The following is a 16,237-nucleotide window of genomic DNA, read 5'->3' as shown; positions in this document are numbered from 1 at the left end:
CCTTCCGGGTCTGATCATTTGGTCTGATCACTTGGGGTCTGATCGTCGTACGACCGATCGTGGTACGACCGGACCCGATCACCTGGGGCCCATGCCTGTCCGGGCATGGGCCCTCGGCTTTTGCCGCGCCACCTGGGGGCGGTACGGTCATCGGTCGTAAGCACCATAGGGAGGCGAAGGGCGTCGATGGCCATTGCCAAGGCCGAGCGGCTCATGAATCTGGCGCTGTGTCTGCTCGGGACGCGGCGGCCGCTGAGCAAGCGCGAGCTGCGTGAGTCCATCGAGGCCTACCTGGAAGCCGGCTCCGACGACTCCTTCAACCGCATGTTCGAGCGGGACAAGGACGATCTGCGCGAGCTGGGCCTGGTCATCGAGACCGTCGAGAGCCTCGACGGTGAGATCGGCTACCTGGCCCGCCGCGACAGCAACCGGCTGCCCCCCATCACCCTCGACGCGGAAGAGGCCGCGGCCCTGGGCCTGGCCGCCAAGGTGTGGCAGCAGGCCCGGCTCGCCGGGGCGGCCAGCGGTGCCCTGCAGAAGCTGCGCGCGGCGGGCCTGCCCGAGGACGTCGACCCGTACGAGGCCCATGGGGCGCTGGAGCCACGGATCCCCGTGCACGAGGCCGCCTTCGAGCCGCTGATGCTGGCCTGCCGGGACCGCCGGCCGGTCGTCTTCGACTACCGCAAGGCCACCGCCGCCCGCCCCGAGCCCCGCCATGTGGAGCCGTGGGCGCTGGAGTGCTGGCGCGGCCACTGGTACCTGGCGGGCTGGGACCGCGAACGGGGCGCCGAGCGGGTCTTCCGGCTCTCCCGGATCACCGGCAAGGTACGGTCGCGCGGCGGCAGGTTCAGCGCGCCGGTCCCGGACGTCGTCACCGTCCGGGAGACGGTCGCGAGCTGGGCGGGGGAGACCGCGGACCGCTCGGCGCTGATCCGGTTGCGCACCGGCGCCGGGTACCCCTTGCGGGCGAAAGCCACCTGGGTGCGGGAACTCGGCGACGGCTGGGACGAGTTGGAGATTCCGTACGGGCACGGCCTGGACGCCTGGCTGGTGGAGTTCGGCCCGGACGTGGTGGTGCTGGAGCCCGCCGAACTGCGGGCCGATGTGATGGACCGGCTGCGTGCCGTGGCCAAGGGCTGAGGGGGAGCGGACGAAGACAGTGGCAGGCAAACCGGTCAGGCCCGTGAACGCCATCGACCAGACCCGGCGGATGCTCTCCCTGGTGACCTACCTGAAGGAGCGTCCCGGGGCCCGGGTCGAGGACGTCGCGCGCGCCTTCGGCATCACCGAGGACGAGCTGGTCTCGGACCTCGACGTGCTGCCCATGTGCGGCACCAGCTTCCGCGGCGGGGACCTGCTCGACATCGACACCGACGGCGAGCGCATCTGGTGGCACAACCCCGACGATGTCGCCGAGCCGCTGCGGCTGGCCTCCGACGAGGCCACGGCCCTGCTGGTGGCCGCCCGCGCGGTGTCCACACTGCCGGGGCTGCGCGAGGGCGACCGGCAGGCACTGCTGCGGGCCACCGCCAAGGTGGAGACGGCGGCCGGTGAGGCGGCCGGGGCCAGCGCCCGGCTCTCGGTGACCTTCGAGTCCGAGGGCGGGGTCTTCGCCGACGTGGACCGGGCGATCTCCGAGCGCCGCCGGCTGTGGATCCGCTACTACTCCCCGGCCCGCGACGAGGTCACCGAGCGCGAGATCGACCCGATCCGGCTGGTCAGCGTCGGCCACACCTATGTCGAGGCGTGGTGCCGCCGCTCCGAGGCACGCCGCACCTTCCGGCTCGACCGGGTCGCCGAGATCAAGATCCTCGACGAGCCCTCCGCGCCGCCGGAGGTCGAGCTGCGGGACCTGTCCGAGGGGCTGGTGCAGCCGGCCGCCGAGGATCCCGAGGTGGTCGTCGAGGTCGGTCCGGGCGGCCGCTGGGTCGCCGAGTACTACCCGCACGACAGTGCGGATGAGCTGCCCGACGGCGGGCTGCGTATCTCTCTGCGCACGCCCGATCCGGCGTCGCTGCGGCGGCTCGCGCTCCGGCTCGGTCGCGACGGCCGTATCGTCGCGCCGGCCGAGCTGGCCGAGAGCGCCCGCCGGGCGGCCCGGGAAGCGCTCGCGGCCTACGACGGAATCGAGGCACAGGGCGCGCGGGAGGACGGCGACCGGGAGTGAGGGCGCGAGCGCGCGGAGGTCCGGAAGGGCCGAGCACCGTCGCGCTCCCGCCACCGGCATCCGCCGCCCGTGGGTGAACGACCGATCAGAAGGGGTGGATGGTCTTGAGTGATTCCGTGTTGTCCGGCGTCTCCGTGGCATCGGCGTTCGCGGGGATGAGAAGCGTGGCCCCCGTGGTGTTCAGGGCCGGCTGCCCGGACTGCCGGGGCCGGTTCGAACTCGCCGCCGGCGCTCTGCGCCTGGCCATCGGCGCCACGAGCCGCACCACCTTCTACTCCTTCACCTGCCCGGAGTGCGGCGCGTCCGTGCGCAAGCCGGCCGGGGAGCGGATCGTCGAGCTGCTCACCGGAGGTGGGGTCCGCACCTTGCGACTCCACTCGACCCTCTAGGCTCGGCGTCATGTTCTGGCCGATGTTCGCGGTAGCTGTCGGATTTCTGGGTCTTGTCGTTCTTGGTGTGCTCGCGGTGCGGGTCTTCCTGGAGGCCCAGCGCCTCGGCAGGCAGGTCTCCGAGTCCGCGCGGCGCATCAACAGGGCGGCGGAGGACCTGGAGCGGGCGGCCGTGAGCACGGCGCGGACTGTGGACTCCCTGTGAGTCCGGCTGAGAACCAGGTGTGAGTCCTGCGCCGCATGCGTTTTGGGCCACTTCGCCCTGTCAACCTGGCGCCTGTGCCAGGTACGCTGCTGGTCGCGGCTCGGAGAACGAGGCCCGGACCGCGGACCGGGAGTACGCACGGGGATTGCCTCGCGTTCACCCCTGAGCGTTACGATCGCTGGCAACACGATCGTTCGGACACTTGTCCGACCGGTCGGACAGCACCCAACCCAAGCCGCCTCGGTGAGAAGGTAAAGACTTATGTTCGGAAGGCTCGGAGCCCCCGAGATCATTCTCATCCTCGTCGTCATCATCCTGCTGTTCGGCGCGAAGAAGCTTCCGGACATGGCTCGGTCGCTCGGCAAGTCCGCTCGCATCCTCAAGAGCGAGGCCAAGGCGATGAAGGACGACGGCAAGACCACCGCCCCGGCCGACCCGCCGAACAACACCGACGAGCAGCCCCCGGCCCAGCGCATCATCCAGGCGGCCCCCGGCGACGTGACGAGCTCGCGCCCGGTCAACGAGCCGACGGACACGACCAAGCGCTGACGCAGGGCCGGTGACCTCCGGCCCGCCGCACGAGATGGGAACGTGGGTTGCTGAAGCCTGCCCGCACCAAGGAGAAGGATCCCGAGGGGCGCATGCCCCTCGCGGAGCACCTTCGCGAGCTCCGCAACCGGCTCGCCAAGGCGCTGCTGGCCATCGTCGCCGTGACGATCGTCGCCGCCTTCTTCTACATGGACATCATCAGCTTCTTCACCAAGCCGATCCTGGAGTCGGTCGGTTGTGCGAAGAGCTTTGAGGAACTGGCGAAGACCAGCACCGAAGAGCAGTGCGCGCAGATCACGATCAACGGTCTGCTCACCCCCTTCACCCTCGCGCTGAAGGTGTCGTTGATGGCCGGCGTCGTCCTGGCCTCCCCGATCTGGCTCTACCAGCTGTGGGCCTTCGTCGCCCCGGGTCTGCACAAGCACGAGAAGAAGTACGCGTACGCCTTCGTGGCCACGGGCTTCCCGTTGTTCCTCATGGGTGCCTTCTTCGCGTACAAGGTGCTGCCCACCACCGCCAAGGTGCTGATCGAGTTCACACCGTTCGGCGTGGACAACCTGTTGCCGCTGGACGATCTGCTCGACCTCGTCACGCGCATGGTCGTCGTCTTCGGCCTCTCCTTCGAGCTGCCACTGCTGCTGGTCATGCTGAACTTCAGCGGCGCCATCACGGGCCAGCGCATGCTCGGCTGGTGGCGCGGCATGATCATGGGCATCACCGTGTTCGCGGCCATCGCAACGCCGAGCACCGACCCGCTGACCATGCTGGCGCTCGCCGGACCGATCTGGGTCCTGTACTTCGCCGCGGTCCTGGTCTCGCTGCTCAACGACCGCCGCAGGCGCCACCGCGACGCCCTGGGCCCCGCCGACGACGAGGCCTCCGACCTCGATCTCACCCCCGAGGAGATCGGCGAGGTCGAGACCGTCTCCGCCAGCCGGGCCCTGCCCGAGCAGGCGACGACGGAGCGAATCAACGGTTATGACGACGTGACCTGAAGATCTCCGGGCAGCTCATAGGGTCTCTTCCGTGAGCAGCGAGATCACTCTCTTCGTCAACCCCACCGCGGGTCGCGGCCGGGGCGCCAGTGCGGCGCAGCCGGCCGCTTCCGCTTTGCGGGCAGCCGGATTCAGCGTGCGGACCGTCATCGGCGAGGACGCGCGGGACGCCCTCGTCCGCGCCCGGTCCGCCGTCGCGGACGGCACCGGCGCGCTGGTGGCCGTCGGGGGCGACGGCATGGCGAACCTCGCGCTCCAGGCCGTCGCGGGCAGCCGCGTCCCGCTCGGCCTGGTCGCCGTCGGCACCGGAAACGACTTCGCCCGCGCGCTCGGCCTGCCCGTCCGGAACCCGGCCGCCGCGGGCCGGACGATCGCCGAGGGGCTCAAGGGCGCCCGGCTGCGCGACATCGACCTCGGGCAGATCGGCGACCGCTGGTTCGGCACCGTCCTCGCCTCCGGCTTCGACTCCCGGGTCAACGACCGGGGCAACCGGATGCGGTGGCCCACCGGCCGCCTGAAGTACGACCTCGCGATGCTCGCCGAGCTGGCGGCCTTCCGGCCCTTCCCGTACCGGATCACGCTCGACGGCGGCGAGGTCCGCGAGATCGAGGCCACGCTGGTGGCCGTCGGCAACGGATCCTCCTACGGCGGCGGCATGCGGATCTGTCCCGGCGCCGACCTCACCGACGGGCTGTTCGACATCACGATCGTCGGGGACTGCTCCCGCGCCACCCTGCTCAGGGTCTTCCCCAGCGTCTACCGGGGCGGTCACGTCAGCCATCCCAAGGTCACCGTCGTCCGGGCCGCCCAGGTCGAGATCGCCGCCGAGGCCGTCACCGGGTACGCCGACGGCGAGCCCCTCGGGCCGCTGCCGCTGACCGCACGCTGCGTACCCGGGGCGGTACGGGTCGTAGGGCCGTGAGCTGCGCGGATCCAGGGTTTACGGAGCCTGGATCCGGATAATGATCGTCCTGTTGTCAGTGGGGCCCGGTACGCTCGAAAGCACGATGACAGAGGACCTCTCACCGGCCGAGCGGTATGCGGCTGCCCGTCTGCGGGCCGCCGAGCAGGCCACCGCGCTCGCCTCCTTCCGCGAGATGTACGACTTCGGCCTCGACCCCTTCCAGATCGAGGCCTGCCAGGCACTCGAAGCGGGGAAGGGCGTGCTGGTGGCCGCCCCCACCGGCTCCGGCAAGACGATCGTGGGCGAGTTCGCCGTCCACCTCGCCCTGCAGCAGGGCAAGAAGTGCTTCTACACGACACCCATCAAGGCGCTGTCGAACCAGAAGTACTCCGACCTGTGCCGTCGCTACGGCGCCGACAAGGTCGGCCTGCTCACCGGCGACAACAGCGTCAACTCCGACGCCCCCGTGGTCGTGATGACCACCGAGGTGCTGCGGAACATGCTGTACGCGGGCTCGCAGACCCTCATCGGCCTGGGCCATGTGGTCATGGACGAGGTGCACTACCTCTCCGACCGCTTCCGGGGCGCCGTATGGGAAGAGGTGATCATCCACCTCCCCGAGTCGGTGACCCTGGTGTCCCTCTCGGCCACCGTGTCCAACGCCGAGGAGTTCGGCGACTGGCTCGACACCGTCCGCGGCGACACCGAGGTGATCGTCTCCGAGCACCGGCCCGTCCCGCTGTTCCAGCATGTGCTGGCCGGCCGCCGGATGTACGACCTGTTCGAGGAGGGGGAGGGCCACAAGAAGGCCGTCAACCCCGATCTGACGCGGCTGGCCCGCATGGAGGCGACCCGGCCCTCGTACCAGGACCGCCGTCGCGGGCGGGCCATGCGCGAGGCCGACCGCGAGCGGGAGCGCAGACAGCGCTCCCGGGTGTGGACCCCGGGCCGGCCGGAGGTCATCGAGCGGCTCGACGCCGAGGGCCTGCTGCCCGCCATCACCTTCATCTTCAGCCGCGCCGCCTGCGAGGCCGCCGTGCAGCAGTGCCTGTACGCCGGACTGCGGCTGAACGACGACGAGGCGCGGGAGAAGGTGCGCGCCCTGGTCGAGGAGCGCACGGCGTCCATCCCGACCGAGGATCTGCACGTCCTCGGGTACTACGAGTGGCTGGAGGGCCTCGAGCGCGGAATCGCCGCCCACCACGCGGGCATGCTGCCGACCTTCAAGGAGGTCGTGGAGGAGCTGTTCGTACGCGGACTGGTGAAGGCCGTGTTCGCCACGGAGACGCTGGCGCTGGGCATCAACATGCCCGCGCGGTCGGTGGTGTTGGAGAAGCTCGTCAAGTGGAACGGCGAGCAGCACGCCGACATCACACCCGGTGAGTACACGCAGTTGACCGGGCGCGCGGGCCGACGCGGTATCGACGTCGAGGGCCACGCGGTGGTGCTGTGGCAGCGGGGGATGAGCCCCGAGCACCTCGCCGGGCTCGCCGGCACCCGTACGTACCCGCTGCGCTCCAGCTTCAAGCCGTCGTACAACATGGCGGTCAACCTCGTCGAGCAGTTCGGGCGGCATCGCTCGCGCGAGCTGCTGGAGACCTCCTTCGCGCAGTTCCAGGCCGACAAGTCGGTCGTCGGGATCTCCCGGCAGGTGCAGCGCAACGAGGAAGGGCTCGAGGGCTACAAGGAGTCGATGACCTGCCACCTCGGCGACTTCGAGGAGTACGCGCGCCTGCGGCGCGAACTGAAGGACCGGGAGAACGAGCTGGCCCGGCAGGGCGCGAACCAGCGGCGTGCCGAGGCCGCGGTCGCGCTGGAGAAGCTCAAGCCGGGCGATGTCATCCACGTCCCGACCGGCAAGTACGCCGGTCTCGCGCTGGTACTGGACCCGGGGCTGCCCGCCGGGCGGTCCAACGGCCACCGGGGCTTCGAGCACCACGACGGTCCGCGGCCGCTGGTGCTCACCGCCGAGCGGCAGGTCAAGCGGCTGGCGTCGATGGACTTCCCGGTGCCGGTCGAGGCGCTGGAGCGGATGCGGATCCCGAAGTCCTTCAACCCCCGTTCCCCGCAGTCCCGTCGGGACCTCGCCTCAGCGCTGCGCACCAAGGCCGGGCACATCCCGCCGGAGCGGGCTCGCAAGAAGCGGTCGCAGGCCGCCGACGACCGGGAGATCAACCGGCTGCGCACCGCGCTGCGTTCCCACCCCTGCCACGGGTGCAACGACCGTGAGGACCACGCGCGTTGGGCCGAGCGGTATCACCGCCTGCTGCGGGACACCTCGCAGCTGGAGCGGCGCATCGAGGGGCGCACGAACACCATCGCGCGGACCTTCGACCGGATCGTCGCGCTGCTGACCGAGCTGGACTATCTGCGGGGTGACGAGGTCACCGAGCACGGCAAGCGGCTGGCGCGACTGTACGGCGAGCTGGACCTGCTGGCCAGTGAGTGTCTGCGGGCGAAGGTCTGGGAAGGCCTCGGTCCGGCCGAACTCGCCGCGTGCGTCTCCGCCTTGGTGTACGAGGCGCGGGTCGGGGACGACGCGATGGCGCCGAAGCTGCCCTCGGGCAACGCCAAGGCCGCGCTGGGGGAGATGGTTCGGATCTGGGGGCGGCTGGACGCCCTCGAGGAGGACTTCCGGATCAATCAGACCGAGGGAGTCGGGCAGCGGGAGCCCGATCTCGGGTTCGCCTGGGCCGCGTACATGTGGGCCAGCGGCAAGGGGCTGGACGAGGTGCTCCGGGAGGCGGAGATGCCGGCCGGTGACTTCGTGCGGTGGTGCAAGCAGGTCATCGACGTGCTGGGCCAGATCTCCGCGGCTGCTCCTGTGGAGGGGTCTTCCGTGGCGAAGACCGCGCGCAAGGCTGTTGATCAGCTGTTGCGGGGGGTTGTGGCGTACTCGTCGGTGGGGTGACGGCCCGGACGACGGGCAGCAGGAGACGGGGCCGGGCCACTGGGGTCCGGCCCCTTTCGTGTGTGGGGCGACATTCACTCGTGACGGTGAGTGTTCTCGCACCGGCGTGCGCCGTGACGCGCCGTGTGCGAGTGATTTCCCTGTGTGCAAAAGGAGTTGAGCGTACTCCTGCATCAGGGGTGATTTCAGGTGCTTGCTGAATATGACACGGCGATGATCCGGTCGGACTAAGCTCGCCCGCAGCGCACCGAGTTGAGGCGTATTCGTGTGCTTGTTCCCAAACCTCCCCTTGGTGCAGAACCTTCCGTACACCCAGAACGTTCCATGACGCGTACCCCCCTGCAAGTCCCCCGACTCCCAGCCGATTCCTTTCAGAGGGCCCACATGGTGAGTGTTCAACCTCCTCCCGCAGCCCAGCCCCGACGCCGTGAACTGCCTTACGCGCGCGTGCTGTTGCTCCCAGCCATACTGATGGCCGCGGCGACCGGAGCCGCAGCCGCCCTGGTGACGGGGCCCGCTCGGGCGGCCGTCGGCTGGTGCGGCGCCGTCGCCACGGTCCTGGTGATCGCCACAGCGGCCCAGGTCGTGCGCCGCGGCCGCGAGCTGCGCGCCGCGCGCGAGGAGCACGCCCGTGCCACCGCGTATCTGGAGCGGCGGGTCGCCGTCCACGAGCAGGAGATGGAGCGGCTCGCCCGGGAGATCATGCCCGCGGCGATCGACTACCTGCACTGCGGCAATTCCCCCCGGGAGGTGATTCGCGACCTCGGGGACCTGGACCCCTCGTACCGCGAACTCACCCCGCCGCAACTGAAGTTGATCGAGCGCGTGCTCCAGATCATCGACCACGAGGAAGCCCTGCGGGACTCCGCCCAGCGCTCCTTCGTCAGCATCGCCCGCCGCGTCCAGGCGATCGTGCACCAGCAGAACAACGAACTGCTGGAAATGGAGTACGACCACGGCAACAACCCGGACGTCTTCGACGACCTGCTGCGCCTCGACCACGGCACCGCGCTGATCGGCCGGCTCGCCGACTCCATCTCCGTCCTCGGCGGCGGCCGGCCCGGCCGTCAGTGGCCCAAGCCGGTCGTGTTGTACAGCGTGCTGCGCGGCGCCATGTCGCGCATCCTGCAGTACCGGCGCATCAAGCTGGAGAACATCGCTAAGGTCAACATCCGCGGCATCTCCGTCGAACCGGTCATCCACGCCGTCGCCGAACTCCTCGACAACGCCACCCGCTACTCGCCGCCCGAGTCCAAGGTCCACGTCACCGCCACCGAGGTGCAGACCGGTGTCGCCATCGAGATCGAGGACGCCGGCGTCAGCCTCAGCGAGGAGGCCCGGGCCAAGGTCGAGGGCATGCTGGAGGACGCCAAGCGCGGCGTCGACATCCAGGACCTCGGCACCACCCCCCGCCTCGGCCTCGCCGTCGTGGGCCGCCTGTGCACCGCCTTCGACATGCAGGTCTCGCTGCGCACCTCGGCGTACGGCGGAGTCCGCGCCGTCCTCGTCATCCCGCGCGAGATGATCACCAGCGACCCCGGTGTCGGTCTCGCCCACGGCATCGGCGTCAGCGCCACGCCCATGCCGGAACTCGGCGCCGTCGAGGGTCCCAAGCGGACGCCCAAGACCCGGCGTCCCACCAATCCGAAGCTCCCCGCCGGGCTCTCCATGGAGGACGACGTCCCGGTCGTCACCGAGTGGACGGCGAACGGCCTGCCGCAGCGCCGCAGCCGGGTCAAGACCTCCCTCAGCGAGCGGATCGCGGCGCAGGCCCAGGCCGAGCGCGAGGACGCGGAGCGCATCGCCCGTGGTGAGAAGCCCCTGTGGGGCGACGCGATCAAGCCCAAGCCCGCCACCCCCGACCCCGAGCCGGTGAAGAAGGACGACACCCCGCCGGGCATGTGGGTCGAGGCCTTCTGGGAGGGCCTCAAGCGCGACCCCGACCCCAACGCGTTTCCCAACGCCTACCGCACCGACAAACCGACCGACGAACCGGCCCGCGCCTCGGCCGATGACGAGGGGGACCTCAAGTGATCCAGCAGCGAGCCAACTTGGACTGGATCCTCAAGGATCTTGCCGACGGCGTACCGGGCATCGAGATGATCGTGGTGCTCTCCGCCGACGGTCTGCGCATCGCCCGGCACGGCGGCGATCCCGACGCCGCCGACCGCGTGGCCGCGGCCTGTGCGGGCATGCAGAGCCTTGCGACCGCCGTCGCCCAGGAGATCCCGAACAGCGACGGCTCGATGAAACTGGTCATCATCGAGATCGACAACGGCTACTTCTATCTGATGGCCGCGGGGCCCAACGCCTACCTGTCGGTGCTCTCCGACACGTTCGCCGAACCCGGACTGATGAGCAACCGCATGCGGGACCTGGTGGACCGGATCGGACCGCACCTGACCAGCCCGCCCCGGCGCAACGGGCAGACCGTATGACTCCTCCGCGACGCCAGAGGCGCTCCCCCGCACCACAGCCCGTCCCGCCGCCCGAGCTCCAGACCCCGGCCAAGGAAGGCGACCGCCCGAACCCCGAGCGGATGTTCGTGTTCGGCGGCGACGGCGCACCGCGCTCCGAACTCGACCTGGTCACCTTAATCGTGGCGCGCGCCGATCCACCGCCCTCCGCCACGCCCGAGCAGACGGCGCTGCTCGAGCTCTGCACGGCCCCCCTGTCGGTGGCCGAGCTGTCCGCTTACCTCAGCCTTCCGTTCAGCGTGGTGTCCGTCGTGCTCACCGAGATGCTGGCGGACAACCTGGTGAAGGCGCACCAGCCGCTCGCGCGGCAGTCGGTCGCCGACCGTTCCCTCCTCGAAGCGGTGATGCATGGACTTCAAAAGCTCTGACACCATCCCCGGCCCACGGGCCGAGGACCGGCTGCCGCAGACGGCTCAGGCCGCGGTGAAGATCGTGATCGTGGGGGGCTTCGGCGTCGGGAAGACCACCATGGTCGGTTCGGTCAGTGAGATCCGCCCGCTGACCACCGAGGAGACCATGACGCAGGCCGGGATCGGTGTCGACGACAACTTCGGTTCCGACACCAAGACCGCCACCACCGTCGCCATGGACTTCGGCCGGATCAGCATCACCGAGAAACTGGTCCTGTACCTCTTCGGCACCCCCGGCCAGGAACGCTTCTGGTTCCTGTGGAACGGCCTGTTCGAGGGCGCGCTGGGCGCGGTCGTGCTGATCGACACCCGCCGCCTGGAGGTCAGCTTCGACGTCATAGGGCGCCTCGAGGAGCGTGGCGTGCCCTTCGTCGTCGCCGTCAACTCCTTCCCGGACGCCCCGCGTTACCCCATCGAGGAGCTGCGCCAGGCGCTCGACCTGCCGCCCGAGATCCCCATCGTGGAGTGCGACGCCCGGCGCCGAGCCTCCAGCCGGGACACCCTCATGACCCTCATGCGCTTCCTGCACTCGCTCGCCATGTCGGGCGCGCTCACCTGACCGACGTATCCGACCCGAACCCCCCTGACACCGGATCCACTTCGGAGCGACCACGTGACGTCTGAATCCCACTCCCTGACCGGCACCGACGACCCGCGCTCCGGACCGCCCCCCGGCTGCCCCGCCCACAACACCGGGCCCGGCGGACTGCGCCGGCTCTACGGCCCCGGCGCCGAGGAGCTGGACCGGCTCTACGAGGAACTGCGCGAGGAGCACGGCCCGGTGGCGCCCGTGCTGCTCCACGACGACGTGCCGATGTGGGTGGTCCTCGGACACGCCGAGAACCTGCACATGATCCGCAGCCCCTCGCAGTACTGCCGGGACAGCCGCATCTGGAACCCGCTGCTGGAGGGCATGGTCAAGCCGGACCACCCGCTCATGCCGCACATCGCCTGGGAGCCGATCTGCTCCTACGCCGAGGGCGACGAGCACCTCAGGCTGCGCGCCGCGGTCACCGCCGCCATGGCGACCATCGACCAGCGCGCCCTGCGGCGGTACATCAACCGCTCCAGCCAGCGGCTGGTCAACCAGTTCTGCGAACAGGGCACGGCCGATCTGGTCGGCCAGTTCGCGGAGCATCTGCCCATGGCGGTGCTGTGCGAGATCCTCGGCATGCCCGAGGAGTACAGCGACCGGATGGTGCAGGCCACCCGTGACATGCTGCGCGGCACCGAGACCGCCATCGCCAGCCACGCCTTCGTCATGAGCACCCTGCAGCGGCTCACCGAGCGCCGCCGGGCCGAGCCCGCCGAGGACTTCACCAGCCAGCTGATGAGCCACCCGGCCCGGCTCACCGACGACGAGGTGACCAAGCACATCTGGGTCGTCCTCATGGCGGCCTACGAGGCGACCGCCAACCTCATCGCCAACGTGCTGCGGGTGGTCCTCACCAACCCCGGCTTCCGGGCCCGGCTCAACGGCGGCACGATGACGGTGCCGGAGGCGGTCGAGCAGTCCCTGTGGGACGAGCCGCCGTTCAGCACCGTGTTCGCCTACTACGCCAAGCAGGACACGGAGTTGGGCGGCAAGCGCATCCGCAAGGGCGACGGGCTGCTGTTCGGGATCGCGCCGGGCAATGTCGACCCGCGGATCCGGCCCGACCTCGCCGTCAACATGCAGGGCAACCGCTCGCACCTGGCCTTCGGCGGCGGTCCGCACGAGTGCCCCGGCCAGGACATCGCCCGTGGCATCGCCGACGTCGGCGTCGACGCGCTGCTGCTGCGGCTGCCGGACATCCGGCTCGACTGCCCCGAGGAGGACCTGACCTGGCGTCAGTCCATCGCCTCCCGGCACCTGGTGGAACTACCGGTCGCCTTCGAGCCGAGGCCCCAGCAGGACGTGACGCACAAGCCGAGCCTCAACCCGTTGCCGCAGCAGCGCCCGGTCTGGTCGGTCGGCACGGCACCGAGCCCTCAGCCGGTCCCACCGGCACAGCCGGCGCCCGTGGCGACCCCGGAACCCGCCCGCGGGCCGAGCGCCTGGCGCCGCTTCGTGCGCTGGTGGAGGGGATACTGACCGTCCCGGGCCGCGAGCGGCTCGGCCTCAGCCGAGCCAGCTCTCGTACGACGCCCAGGCCCCGAGCACCCGCCCGCTCCGGAACCGGTGCTCGGCCCCCGTGACCGGATCGGTGAACTCCAGCGCTCGCGCGAGCAGTTGCAGCGGCCGCCGGAAGTCACCGGCCGGCACGGCGTCGGCCACCACGGGATAGAGCGGATCCCCGAGGATCGGGATACCGAGGGCGTTCATGTGGACCCGCAGCTGATGGGTCTGCCCGGTGGCGGGGGTGAGCCGGTACCGCCCGAGCCCCTCGTGCCGGTGCTGACCGGCCTCCTCCTGCCGGTCCTGACCGGCCCCCTCGCGCCGGTGTTCGACGAGCTCGACCCGGCTCACGGCGTTGACCTCCCCCGCCACCTCCCGCGCCGCCAGCTCCCCCCGCTCCTTGACGATGCGGCTCCGCACGGTCGTGGGCAGGGGGAGTGAGGGCTCGTACGGCGCGACGGCCTCGTACTCCTTGCGCACCAGCCGGTCCCGGAACAGCGTCTGGTAGGCACCCCGCTCCTCGGGCCGCACGGTGAAGAGCACCAGTCCCGCGGTGAGCCGGTCGAGCCGGTGCGCGGCCCCGAGGGCGGGCAGCCCGAGCTCCCGCCGCAGCCGGGCCAGCGCGGTCTGCCTCACATGGCTGCCGCGCGGGGTGGTGGCGAGGAAGTGCGGTTTGTCGACGACGACGATGTGCTCGTCGCGGTACACGACGTCCAGTGCGAACGGCACGGGCACCTCGTCGGCGATCTGCCGGTGGAACCACACGAACATCCCCGGCGCGTAGGGCGTCTCTGCGCTGAGCGCACGTCCGTCGGCCCCGACGAACAGCCCCTGTGCGAACATCCGATCGACCACGCCGTTCGTGGCGGCGAGCCGCTCGACGAGATGCTCCCGGACGGTGGCCCACCGTCCGTCCCCCGGCAGCCGCACCCGTACCGGGTCCACCCCGTCGCGCTGCGGCAGGGGGGAAGGCGGGGGAGGGGTCCGGCGTCTCATCACGATCAAGGGTACGGCGCGACGACGATCATGGGGCCGACCAGGAGCGCATGAGCCGGCGCGGGTGTGGGACCGCGACAGAGCCGTGCGGGCCCGCCTGCGCGGGCCCCGCTCCTCACGCCGCCGGCGCGCCCTCCTGCTCGGCCTCGATGCGGGCGTTCCACTCCCGCTTGGAGGCCTGCCAGCCGTCCTCGTTGTGGCCGAGACGCCAGTAGCCGGAGATCGACAGGTCCTCGCGGGGGATCTCGCGCTCGACGCGCAGCAGTCGGCGCAGGTCCTTAACGAAGCCCGCCTCGCCGTGCACGAAGGCGTGCAGTCGGCCCTCCGGGAAGTCGAGCGCGCGGACCGTCTCGGCCAGCGTCTCGCCCACCGGGCGGTTCCCGCGGTGCACCCAGGTCACGTCCACGTCGGAGTCGATCTTCTGCTCCTCCTCCGGGCCCGAGACCTCCACGAAGGCGTAGGCCTTGGCGCCGGCCGGCAGGGCCTCAAGGGAGCGCGCGATGGCGGGCAGGGCGCTCTCGTCGCCGACGAGCAGATGCCAGTCGGCGGTGGGGTCGGGGGCGTAGGCGCCGCCCGGGCCCATGAACCGCACGGTCTCGCCCGGTCGGGCCCGCAGGGACCAGGGGCCCGCGAGGCCCTCGTCGCCGTGGACGACGAAGTCCAGCGTCAGCTCCAGGTGCTCGGGGTCCCAGGCCCGCACGGTGTAGGTACGGGTGACCGGCCACTGCTCGCGCGGGAACTCCTCCCGGATCCGCTCCAGGTCGAAGGGCTCGGGGTAGGTGACACTCTCCGGGCCGAAGAGCAGCTTCACGTAGTGGTCCGTGCAGGTGTCCGCCGTGAAGTCGGCCAAGCCCTCCCCGCCGAGCACCACGCGCTGCATGTGCGGGGTCAGCCGTTCGGTACGGACGACCTGCGCGGAGCGGGGCGTACGCGGCTTGCGGGCAGGGCGTTCTGCCATGACGGCCTCCCTCGTCATAAGCTTAGGTTTACCTAAGTTAGCACCTTCGCCCGGTGATGGCCCCCTGAGGCAAAGCGCGTGAAGGAGAATTTAAGGGACGAATTCCCTGCCCATCGAACCTCATTCACTCGATGGGGAACGTCTTTCACACGGCCAGCGTCGCCAGCAGCCGTTGCAAGGATCCGCCGAGCCCCCACCGCTCCGCCAGCCCCTGGAGCGCAGCCTGATCGTGCGGAACGCGTGGCAGTGCCGTCTCCACGTCCGGCAGGGGGACGTCGTCGGCGACCTTGACGACCGTCGGCGCCACGGCGATGTACGGCCGCGCCTCGTCCAGGCGCTTGCGCTGGCTCGGGGTGAGCTTCGCCTTCGGGTCGTCCACCGCCGCCATGATCCCGGCCAGGTCCCCGAACTCGGCCAGCAGTTTCGCCGCCGTCTTCTCCCCGATGCCCGGCACGCCCGGCAGCCCGTCGCTCGGGTCGCCGCGCAGCGTCGCCAGGTCCGCGTACCCACGGCCGTCGACGCCGTACTTCTCGCGCAGCCACGCCTCGTCGGTCAGCTGGAGCGTGCCGACACCCTTGAGCGGGTACAGCACCCGGACCCCGCGCGCGTCGTCCACCAGCTGGTACAGGTCGCGGTCGCCGGTGACGATGTCCACCGGGCCCTTCGCCCGGGCGGTGAAGGTGCCGATGACGTCGTCCGCCTCGTACCCCTCGACGCCCACGCGCGCGATGCCGAGCGCGTCCAGGACCGCCTCGATGACCGGCACCTGCGGGGAGAGCGTGTCGGGCACCTCCTCCTCGTCCGGCCCGGTCTCGTGCTCCTCGGCCACCCGGTGCGCCTTGTAGGAGGGGATCAGCTCCACCCGCCACTGGGGGCGCCAGTCGGCGTCCATGCAGGCCACCAGGGCGTCCGGCCGGTGGTCCTTCACCAGACGGTCGATGAACTCCAGCAGTCCGCGCACGGCGTTCACCGGGGTGCCGTCCGGGGCTTTCACGGAGTCCGGCACGCCGAAGTAGGCGCGGAAGTAGAGCGAGGCGGTGTCGAGCAGCATCAGTCGTCCGGTCACGCCTCGCATCATGCCGTACGCCACTGACAGCGGCCCGCGATGTGGCCTGGACCACTTGTGCGTTTGGGTCCGGGGATCGAGGGGAGGCGCGGCCTCGGAGCGATGCCGCCAC

16 protein-coding genes are annotated in these 16,237 nt (G+C 70.6%); 13 read left to right on the top strand and 3 right to left on the bottom strand.

Features of this window, described 5'->3' with window-relative positions; all coding sequences use genetic code 11:
• Positions 1-186: 186 nt before the first annotated feature.
• From ACWDRW_RS16205 to ACWDRW_RS16145, 13 genes are all read left to right on the top strand, one after another.
• Positions 187-1,140 (top strand): helix-turn-helix transcriptional regulator, encoded by a 954-nt coding sequence (locus ACWDRW_RS16205; protein WP_451723647.1) that lies wholly within the window; start codon positions 187-189, stop codon positions 1,138-1,140.
• 19 nt (positions 1,141-1,159) lie between these two features.
• Entirely contained in the window at positions 1,160-2,167 is a 1,008-nt protein-coding gene (locus ACWDRW_RS16200) for a helix-turn-helix transcriptional regulator (protein WP_451723645.1), read from the top strand.
• Between the two features lie 98 nt (positions 2,168-2,265).
• Entirely contained in the window at positions 2,266-2,556 is a 291-nt protein-coding gene (locus ACWDRW_RS16195; RefSeq protein WP_451723643.1) for a hypothetical protein, read from the top strand.
• A 10-nt stretch (positions 2,557-2,566) separates the two neighbouring features.
• Positions 2,567-2,761, top strand: coding sequence for a hypothetical protein (locus tag ACWDRW_RS16190; protein ID WP_451723641.1), 195 nt, complete (start codon positions 2,567-2,569; stop codon positions 2,759-2,761).
• 261 nt (positions 2,762-3,022) lie between these two features.
• Positions 3,023-3,310 carry a Sec-independent protein translocase subunit TatA gene (gene tatA, locus ACWDRW_RS16185; protein WP_451723640.1) on the top strand — a complete coding sequence of 96 codons (288 nt, stop codon included), beginning with the start codon at positions 3,023-3,025 and terminating at the stop codon, positions 3,308-3,310.
• Between the two features lie 47 nt (positions 3,311-3,357).
• On the top strand, positions 3,358-4,305 hold the full coding sequence (gene tatC, locus ACWDRW_RS16180) for a twin-arginine translocase subunit TatC (protein ID WP_451723637.1): 948 nt from the start codon (positions 3,358-3,360) through the stop codon (positions 4,303-4,305).
• A gap of 31 nt (positions 4,306-4,336) precedes the next feature.
• A complete protein-coding gene (locus tag ACWDRW_RS16175) occupies positions 4,337-5,227 on the top strand; it encodes a diacylglycerol kinase (protein ID WP_451723635.1) in 891 nt (296 codons plus the stop codon).
• Positions 5,228-5,267: 40 nt separating this feature from the next.
• Positions 5,268-8,120 (top strand): DEAD/DEAH box helicase, encoded by a 2,853-nt coding sequence (locus ACWDRW_RS16170; protein WP_451723633.1) that lies wholly within the window; start codon positions 5,268-5,270, stop codon positions 8,118-8,120.
• A gap of 384 nt (positions 8,121-8,504) precedes the next feature.
• Complete coding sequence (locus ACWDRW_RS16165; protein WP_451723630.1) at positions 8,505-10,154, top strand: sensor histidine kinase; 1,650 nt, start codon at positions 8,505-8,507, stop codon at positions 10,152-10,154.
• Entirely contained in the window at positions 10,151-10,558 is a 408-nt protein-coding gene (locus tag ACWDRW_RS16160; RefSeq protein WP_451723629.1) for a roadblock/LC7 domain-containing protein, read from the top strand. Before ACWDRW_RS16165 ends, ACWDRW_RS16160 begins: the two co-directional genes overlap by 4 nt.
• Positions 10,555-10,965: a DUF742 domain-containing protein gene (locus ACWDRW_RS16155; RefSeq protein ID WP_451723626.1), complete on the top strand. Its 411-nt coding sequence runs from the start codon at positions 10,555-10,557 to the stop codon at positions 10,963-10,965. The genes ACWDRW_RS16160 and ACWDRW_RS16155 overlap by 4 nt, the downstream gene beginning before the upstream one ends.
• The gene (locus tag ACWDRW_RS16150) at positions 10,946-11,566 is read left to right on the top strand and encodes a GTP-binding protein (protein ID WP_451723625.1); all 621 of its coding nucleotides are present in this window, start codon (positions 10,946-10,948) and stop codon (positions 11,564-11,566) included. The genes ACWDRW_RS16155 and ACWDRW_RS16150 overlap by 20 nt, the downstream gene beginning before the upstream one ends.
• 54 nt (positions 11,567-11,620) lie before the next feature.
• Positions 11,621-13,081: a cytochrome P450 gene (locus ACWDRW_RS16145; protein WP_451723623.1), complete on the top strand. Its 1,461-nt coding sequence runs from the start codon at positions 11,621-11,623 to the stop codon at positions 13,079-13,081.
• Positions 13,082-13,108: 27 nt separating this feature from the next.
• Here ACWDRW_RS16145 and ACWDRW_RS16140 read toward each other — a convergent pair whose 3' ends face one another.
• The 3 genes from ACWDRW_RS16140 to ACWDRW_RS16130 form a co-directional block, all read right to left on the bottom strand.
• Entirely contained in the window at positions 13,109-14,101 is a 993-nt protein-coding gene (locus ACWDRW_RS16140; RefSeq protein WP_451723621.1) for an RluA family pseudouridine synthase, read from the bottom strand.
• 115 nt (positions 14,102-14,216) lie between these two features.
• On the bottom strand, positions 14,217-15,059 hold the full coding sequence (locus ACWDRW_RS16135; protein ID WP_451723620.1) for a siderophore-interacting protein: 843 nt from the start codon (positions 15,057-15,059) through the stop codon (positions 14,217-14,219).
• 145 nt (positions 15,060-15,204) lie between these two features.
• Positions 15,205-16,134: a 5'-3' exonuclease gene (locus tag ACWDRW_RS16130; RefSeq protein ID WP_451723718.1), complete on the bottom strand. Its 930-nt coding sequence runs from the start codon at positions 16,132-16,134 to the stop codon at positions 15,205-15,207.
• Between the last annotated feature and the right edge of the window lie 103 nt (positions 16,135-16,237).

It is taken from the genome of Streptomyces sp. NPDC003635, assembly GCF_053587635.1.
Note: the sequence above shows the minus strand (reverse complement) of the source record. Positions and strands in the feature narration are given on the sequence as shown.